The sequence below is a fragment of the Xenorhabdus vietnamensis genome (assembly GCF_002127535.1).
Taxonomy (GTDB): domain Bacteria; phylum Pseudomonadota; class Gammaproteobacteria; order Enterobacterales; family Enterobacteriaceae; genus Xenorhabdus; species Xenorhabdus vietnamensis.
In genome coordinates this window covers 1-2,034 of record NZ_MUBJ01000071.1, presented here as the reverse complement: position 1 = coordinate 2,034, position 2,034 = coordinate 1, and the positions used below count along the sequence as shown (strand labels likewise).

Genomic DNA, 2,034 nt, shown 5'->3' with positions numbered 1-2,034 from the left:
GTTGCAGCGCCGGAAGCAAACCCTTGAGGGCTTACTGGCGGAGAACGAGCGGGACTATCTGACGGCCCTGCACCAGAATGCCCAGCGCCTGCTGAAACCGCTGAATGTGGTCAATCCTTACGCCAGCCAGCTGACCTTCCTGTCCGACAAAACCCGCACCCGCCGTGACCACATGAAATACCTGACGCTGATTCAGAGCATTGCCCTGCTGCACCAGTACCAGCGGGACATCAAGACCGCTGAGCATCGTGGCCGCAAGCTGGAATACCTCGAAGTGACCAAGGATGATATCCGTCTGGCGAACCAGCTCGCGCATGACATCTTAGGCCGGACGCTGGACGAGATGCCGCCGCAGACCCGCAAGTTGTTGCTGTTAATACAGGGTTGGGTCAGGGACAGCGGCCAGCCGCGCCACGAGATGATTTTTACCCGCAAGCAGTTACGCGATGCCGTGCTGTGGGGCGATACCCAGCTCAAACTCCATCTCTCACGGTTGGTTGAAATGGAATACCTGCTGCTGCACCGGCGCGGGCTGACGTTCACCTATGAACTGCTGTTTGACGGCGACGGCAGCGATGCCGCGCACCTGAACGGCTTGATAGTGCCCTGAAAGGGGGTATGACGTGTTCCGGTCGGGGGAAAGAGATAAGCAGTCGCCCCTGGGTCGGCGTGCCGTCGGCAGGTGGTCGGGAACGTAAAATCCCCGCTAAGGCAGAGATAACAAGGCATCACAGAAAAGCGGTCGGATTAGCGCAAAAAACACTGTTCCGGGGGGGGATGAACGAAACGTATCGTAACCGCCCCTTATCACACAGACAGGAGGCTTATCATGGCATCACTGACACTCAGGCAACACATACAGCACTTCCTTGACCACCTCGACGCCCTGCGCTACACACGGGAAACCCGGGCACACTACCGGGGAAACCTGCGGGAATTTATCGCGTGGTGTGACGAACGGGGGATCACGATGGCGCAGCAGGTGAGCTTCCCGCAGCTGGAAAGCTGGCAGCAGAGCCTGACCGCCCAGAAAAACCGGTATGGCCGGCCGATAACGGCCAGCACGATCATCAAAAAACTGACCAGCGTGCGCCACCTGTTCCGCTGGCTGGTGAAGCGGCAGCACCTGCGGTATAACCCGGCGCGGGAGCTGGAGTTGCCCCGCGCCGAGCGACGGTTGCCGTGGGGCATGCTGAACGAGCAGGAAACCCGGCAGGTGCTGGCGATGACCGGGAGCAACAACCCGCTCAGTGTTCGTGACAGGGCGATACTGGAAACGCTGTGGAGCAGTGGCATCCGGCGTTCAGAACTCGCCCGGTTGCAGCTCAGTGAGCTGGATTTAGCGGGCAGCATGTTGTTTGTCCGGCAGGGCAAAGGCCGTCAGGATCGGGTGGTTCCGCTGGGTGAGTCAGCCCGGCATTGGTTGCAGTGCTACCTTAACGATGTCCGCCCGCGTCTGGTGTGGGGGCAAGACCCGGGTTACCTGTTTGTGTCACAACATGGCCGGGGGCTGAATGACAACAACCTGACCCAGATAGTGCGCAATGCGCTCCACCGTGCCAACATCGACAAACCCGGGGGGTGTCACCTGTTCCGGCATGGCATGGCCACACAAATGCTGGAGAACGGCGCAGATACCCGGCATATCCAGGCGATATTGGGCCATGCCAGCCTGGAATCGACCCAGCGATATACCCGGGTGGCTATCGGTCACCTGAAGAAAGTGCATCAGCAGACCCATCCGGCAGAGCGAACAGACCCTCTACCGCCGGATGCGGATACCGAGCCGCCCGAGAGCCGCTCAGGGCACGGCGTTGCTGACGGCACGGCCTCTGACCCTCACGCCCGACGTGGCGGAAAACCCGGGCGTCCCCGTTAGGTTGGGCAGGGTGCGGTGCGGGGGCAGACCGTGACCGGACTGCCCGTCGGCCCCGGTGTCTGCGGGGGTACGTGGGCAATGGTCGGCCTGTCCCGTGGTGTCCCCGTTAAGTCTGTTGTGGCCGCCCAAAGCCTATTCAACATAATGTCGTAATA

Annotated in this window: 2 protein-coding genes and 1 pseudogene; all 3 read left to right on the top strand. The window is 60.9% G+C overall.

Features of this window, described 5'->3' with window-relative positions:
* Positions 1–610, top strand: a pseudogene (locus Xvie_RS20095) (DNA primase); the annotation flags it as partial.
* An 8-nt stretch (positions 611–618) separates the two neighbouring features.
* Positions 619–873, top strand: coding sequence for a hypothetical protein (locus Xvie_RS21255; RefSeq protein WP_139837552.1), 255 nt, complete (start codon positions 619–621; stop codon positions 871–873).
* The gene (gene xerC / locus Xvie_RS20090) at positions 830–1,879 is read left to right on the top strand and encodes a site-specific tyrosine recombinase XerC (protein WP_038234955.1); all 1,050 of its coding nucleotides are present in this window, start codon (positions 830–832) and stop codon (positions 1,877–1,879) included. The genes Xvie_RS21255 and xerC overlap by 44 nt, the downstream gene beginning before the upstream one ends.
* The last annotated feature ends 155 nt before the right edge of the window (positions 1,880–2,034 follow it).

Coding starts and splice junctions, on each gene's coding strand:
- Xvie_RS21255 (WP_139837552.1), top strand. CDS start 619: ATGACGTGTTCCGGTCGGGGGAAAGAGATAAGCAGTCGCCCCTGGGTC.
- xerC (WP_038234955.1), top strand. CDS start 830: ATGGCATCACTGACACTCAGGCAACACATACAGCACTTCCTTGACCAC.